This window comes from Phaeobacter sp. JH20_26 (assembly GCF_048056275.1).
In the GTDB taxonomy this organism is placed as follows: Bacteria; Pseudomonadota; Alphaproteobacteria; order Rhodobacterales; family Rhodobacteraceae; genus Phaeobacter; species Phaeobacter bryozoorum.
In genome coordinates this window covers 1-5,174 of the sequence record NZ_JAYMWL010000002.1, presented here as the reverse complement: position 1 = coordinate 5,174, position 5,174 = coordinate 1, and the positions used below count along the sequence as shown (strand labels likewise).

The following is a 5,174-nucleotide window of genomic DNA, read 5'->3' as shown; positions in this document are numbered from 1 at the left end:
GAAAAACCATCGGAACCCCCGCCAGCCCGGCTCTCCGATATTGGCAGATCTCCGATCCGGGCTGGCCTAACCAGATTGGGAAACAAATGGCTCATGATCGCCACGAGAACGCCCCGCCCGATTGCACCTCCCGCTTCGATTGCGGCGATTACGAGGTCAGCTCCGAGACCCTGACCGATGCGGAAATCTGGGAACGGACGCCGCCAAAGCGCCGACATCTGCTGCCGCCGGATTTTGCCGAACGGTTCCGGCGGCCCTCAAATCCCTGACTGACATCGCCGACCATCAGGCAGGGGAAGGCAGGGATTTGTCGCCCGCAGAGCGGGTGAATAGCCGGAGGTCCAGGAGGGCGCAGCGCCTCCGGCCCATGGCAATTAGCGGAGCGGCTCGGAGAGAATTGCCTAGTGGGTTGTCATTTCAAATGACAATTCTGTCACTCGCCGCTATCACCGCCCCATGTTCAAAGCAGCCATCCGCGTCAACAAGCTCACCACCATCGCCCAGCTTCGCGGGGCGTCCCTCCATGCGCAGCGCCACGACGAGACCGGCAAGGCGCGGGTCCGGGATGATGCGGAACCCGGTTTCGGCCTTGCCTGGTCGAAGGCCGAGAACGACCGCGACTATCTCGCCGCCTTCAAAGCCCACAAGACCGAGCTGGGGGCCGGCGAGCGGAAGGGCGCACCGCTCTGTTTGCAGGCCATCTGCGTGGTCTCCCCGGAATGGGTGGAAAAGGCCGGCAGCCTGCACGACCCCGACAATCCGCGTAACCGCCAGCTCTTTGACCAGGCGAAGGCATGGGCGGAGGGCTGGGGCGGCAAAGGATCGGTGATCGCCACCCGCCTCGATCTCGATGAGAAGGGCGGCGCCGTGGTCGATGTTCTGGTCTCCCCGGTCCGGGAAAGCCGGGGCAAGCCGGTGATCTCGACCAACAAGGCACTGCGCGAGCTGAAGGAGGCCACAGGCGAGCGGAACGAATACTCCGCTTTGCAGACGTCCTGGGCCGATTGGTGCCGCGAGCATCTGGACCCTGAAATCGTGCGCGGCACCCGGAAAGAGATCACCCAGCGCCAGCACCTTTCCCCAGAAACCTATGGGGCGGTCATGGACAAGGCCCGTGAGAGCGTCAGAGCGCCCTCTCAGGGGCTGTGGGATGCCATCCGGGACACAGACCTCTCAGAACGCGATACAGAGGCCCTGAGCGACTTCCTGATGCTCAAGGGGGAGATTGCCCGCCACAAGGTCCAAGGGCGCTCCTACGAGCCTCCTGAGGGCGCTCTGGAGCTGGATCGCGTGAGGGGAGACTCTCAAACCGATCCCTGGCCTTTGATCCGGGCTGTCAGGTTTGGGGCAGAGCGTGTGTTTGAAGCGGCCCATGGGTTCGGCATGGGGCTGCGGGCGAACATGGGGGACGGGTATGAATCCGGGCGTGAGTTCTTCCCCAGCCAGGAACGGGATCGAGGACCGAGCCACGGTCGCTGACCCCTAGTGTTAATAGTGTTACCTACGGAGTATGTTACGGGCCTAAAAATTACCCTTAACCTACTGTATTAAAATCATGAAACTATCCACAGGGTTCCGAAACTAACGAATTTGGGTTCCGAAACTAACGAATTTGGGTTCCGAAACTAACGAACGGATTCCACCTTAAGTTTGGGTCCTGATATAACGAACTTGACGAGCCAGTCGGTCCTGTCCAATGCTGGTTCCAGATATAACGAATTCAACTAGGCTATTGGATGCCCCTGCTCCCCGACAGACACCCCCAGAAGGACTTCTTCATCCTCGACATCTCCGATGTGGTGCCAAAGGACGACATGGCCTCGATGGAGCACCCCCTGTTCTCGCTCGCCACAAAGCCAGACATGCGCCACCTAGAATATCGCGGTGGCGACAACCGACTGAAAATCGTGCCATCCGGGGTCGGACTACCCACGATCTTCGATAAGGACATTTTGATTTTCTGCGTGAGCCAGCTCATGCACCGAAAGAACCGGGGCGAGAAGATCGGAAAACGAGTGCGTTTCAGCGCCCGTGAGCTGATGATTACTACCAACCGCAAGACGGGCGGGATCGAGTATCAACGCCTGGAACAGGCGTTCCAGAGACTCATCGGCACGACCTTCCAGACCGATATTCAGACCGGGAACAAGCGCGAGACACGCTTTTTCAGCCTGCTGGAATCGGGCAGCGGGTTCGTCATGAAGGAAGAGGGCAAATGGCGACTCGACTACTGCGAGGTGATCCTGTCCGACTGGGTGATGCGCGCGATCGAGGGCGACGAGGTCGTGACGATCTCGAACGACTATTTCCGCCTTCGCCGCCCGCTGGAACGCCGCCTTTACGAGATCGGCCGCAAGCACTGCGGAGGCCAGCCGAAGTGGCAGATCGGCCTAGCCAAGCTTCAGGAAAAGACCGGCAGCAATGCCCCCCTGAAGAAGTTCCGGCTGAACATTCGCCAGATCATCGAAGATGACCACACGCCGTTCTATCGCATGGAGCTGACCAAAGACGACCTGGTAATCTTTCGTCCACGCTCCCCTCAAAGCGAACTGGCGCCTGTGGTCAGGCTTCCGGGGTGGGCCGAAGACAAGGCAAGGAACATCGCCAAGGAAAAGGGATGGGACTATTACGCTCTCCGCGCAGACTGGCTGGCATTTGCACAAGCGGAAACAGCTAAAGGCAATCCACCGAAAAACGCAGGCGCTGCCTTTGTAGCCTACTGCGGAAAGCAGGGTAGCCTGCGTTAGCTGGGCTTCACACTGCCGCGGTCAGGTTTCCTTGGCGTTGCAGTGCGCAACGCGATAATCTGTTGCGCAACAGGAAATAAGGAACGGGGCGCGACGGCATGAAATACTCGCTATCCGAGGCGGCAAAGGCCACCGGAAAGAACAAAACGACGATTCAAAGGGCGATAAAAAACGGTAAGATTTCAGCGAGCAAAGGCGATAAAGGCTCATATGAAATTGACCCATCCGAGTTGCATCGCGTTTTCCCGCCCGTCGCTACGCAACGCGATGCGCAACACGGACAAAGCAACGGCATGCAACAGGAGAATTATACCTCTATCAACAGCAACTTGACCCGCGTTCTTGAACTGGAGAAAGAGCTGGCGGTCGCGCGTGAACGGGCCGACGGATTGGAGGTTCAGAAAGATCAAATGGCCGACACAATTAGCGACCTGCGAAAGCGCCTAGACAGCTCCGAAGGGCGCGTGACAGCGCTTCTTGCCGACGACAGACCCAAGCGTAGTCTTTTATCCAGGTTGCTCCGTCGGTAACTCATGCATCTTACATCGGCATATCTTCGTCATGCCAGGTCGGCTCAGACAGCGCGCCTGTTCCCGCATGCCGGTAGGGGTCTACCGCTCTCAGCCTATAAAGGTTCGCAGGGTTTGTACGGTCGAACGGATCTTTAGCTTCCCTCTCAACGTAGATCAGGTTGGAAACCACCAAAAAATTTAGAGCCCCCTTAATCTTTCCCATCTGCACCCCCGTGTACTCACTCATGACGTGATACCTCATGATCGCATAGTTCTTCTGTGTGTCACGGAAGGCAATCAGCAAGAAATAGAGCTTCAGTGCATCCAACTCCAACGGGTTCCGTAAACGCCACGCATCAAAGGCACTGATTGCATCATGGCGATCATAGAGCGCTCTAACAGGGACTTTGCCCCACGGAATGCTCGGTGATGTAAAGCGATACAGACTGCGACCATCTCCACGCTCAATCCATCCTTGCTGCACAAGCAGGCTGATGCCCTTAGATATTTTGCTACGCGAGATATTCAGCCCGCGTCCAAGGTCATCATAAGTGACAGAAAAGTGGTCACCGTTTGTACCGTCAGAAAACAACGGTCGCCTATGAGCCATCACCAGCATCACCATGAGCGCTGCGATAGCGTCGGCTCCGTGCAGCCCCCACCGTAGTTGCTTCAACTCCTGGTTATGAACCCACTTCGTGGGGAGCTGTCGCCACTGATCAAACCGTACATTTGCCATGAATGATCCCCTTACCGCGAAGCGATGAGGCGGATCACGTAGAACGCCAAGCCGATTGCTCCCAATGCGACTAGCGCCAGTAGCTTGGTTTCAGACATGTCCATCAGCCAGGACAAGAGAGGAGGAAGAGTTTCCATGCGGTCACCTATTTTCTGCTTTCGATGATCGCAAATTTAGGCAACAGGTTCAAAATGTCTCTAGAGCGACCTATATGCAATAATACGACAAAATCACACTTAAACGCTTGTTTTTTATAGATATTACTGAAAAAATTACAGTATATATCACCCCCTGAAACAGTTCATAGAACCCCTCTCATGAACTGTTTAGGTAGTCTCAGCGCCCCCACCACACCACAGTGGCTCAATTTAAGACACCATTTGCTCTGCCCTCACACAAGCGATATCCCCCAGCTATTCTTGCCAGGAGATTTGAGTGAAAAACGGCCTTCCAGAAACCCTAACTTGTCGAGGCGTTCAATACGATCTCAGTCATCTATCCCCCTTTGTCCATTTCCTTCCAGGCCAAGCCCCCCAGGGAGGCGACTTGGCTATTCGTGTCAGGTTTGAATCTCATGTGTTTTCGAAGACGCATGACCAAGCACAGGGACATGATTTTGTTGATGAGGTCGGCAACAAGAGAGCGTTCTGCCACGTAAGATACAACTTCTCACATTGCCTCGCAGATGAAGTTCGCAAGATGCTGGATATCAACGCTATGTCCATGCAAGTGAACGACAAAAATGGTTTCTATAACCTCGCAGTCATCACTCCGGCTTCCCCTAAGATCGAGGCGGGCCGACATAACACGCTCATTTACTACATGTACAAAAGTAAGCTCACAGGCATCCACACTGAAATGCGTGTTAAATCTTGCTACGAAACAGAACTTCGAATTCGTCGCGGGGCGAAAAAAGACAAGATTAGGACTTACGCCAAGCGCGCATTTTTCCAAGATCGCCGCGTTCCCAAACCTACAGGCGATTAAAAAGCTAAAGGCTCCCCTAAGGGAGCCTAGCTTCGTGCGAGTGCGCCTTACCGTGGTATTCCGACCTTAAAGGTGCGCTTGCAACAGCGTCCATAAGGAAGCCTCGCTGTCTGTTGCTACAGCAGACATTATGGCTTCCACATCCTAAGATCAAGTGAAACACGCGCACGACGTCATCACATTTTTTTT

General features: G+C 55.4%; 6 protein-coding genes. 5 read left to right on the top strand and 1 reads right to left on the bottom strand.

What is annotated here, in order from left to right; translation table 11 throughout:
• From VWY60_RS01070 to VWY60_RS01055, 4 genes are all read left to right on the top strand, one after another.
• A partial coding sequence (locus tag VWY60_RS01070; protein ID WP_416592404.1) for a hypothetical protein occupies nucleotides 1-269 on the top strand: 269 nt, incomplete at its 5' end.
• Nucleotides 270-456: 187 nt separating this feature from the next.
• The gene (locus tag VWY60_RS01065) at nucleotides 457-1,479 is read left to right on the top strand and encodes a hypothetical protein (RefSeq protein WP_416592403.1); all 1,023 of its coding nucleotides are present in this window, start codon (nucleotides 457-459) and stop codon (nucleotides 1,477-1,479) included.
• Nucleotides 1,480-1,736: 257 nt separating this feature from the next.
• On the top strand, nucleotides 1,737-2,747 hold the full coding sequence (locus VWY60_RS01060; RefSeq protein WP_416541031.1) for a replication initiator protein A: 1,011 nt from the start codon (nucleotides 1,737-1,739) through the stop codon (nucleotides 2,745-2,747).
• A 98-nt stretch (nucleotides 2,748-2,845) separates the two neighbouring features.
• Nucleotides 2,846-3,277, top strand: coding sequence for a hypothetical protein (locus VWY60_RS01055; RefSeq protein ID WP_416541030.1), 432 nt, complete (start codon nucleotides 2,846-2,848; stop codon nucleotides 3,275-3,277).
• Between the two features lie 10 nt (nucleotides 3,278-3,287).
• Here the strand turns inward: VWY60_RS01055 and VWY60_RS01050 are convergent, their stop codons facing one another.
• Nucleotides 3,288-3,998, bottom strand: coding sequence for a MarR family transcriptional regulator (locus VWY60_RS01050; protein ID WP_416541029.1), 711 nt, complete (start codon nucleotides 3,996-3,998; stop codon nucleotides 3,288-3,290).
• A gap of 435 nt (nucleotides 3,999-4,433) precedes the next feature.
• Here VWY60_RS01050 and VWY60_RS01045 point away from each other — a divergent pair, with 435 nt between their 5' ends.
• On the top strand, nucleotides 4,434-4,985 hold the full coding sequence (locus VWY60_RS01045; protein ID WP_416541028.1) for a hypothetical protein: 552 nt from the start codon (nucleotides 4,434-4,436) through the stop codon (nucleotides 4,983-4,985).
• Nucleotides 4,986-5,174 lie beyond the last annotated feature (189 nt).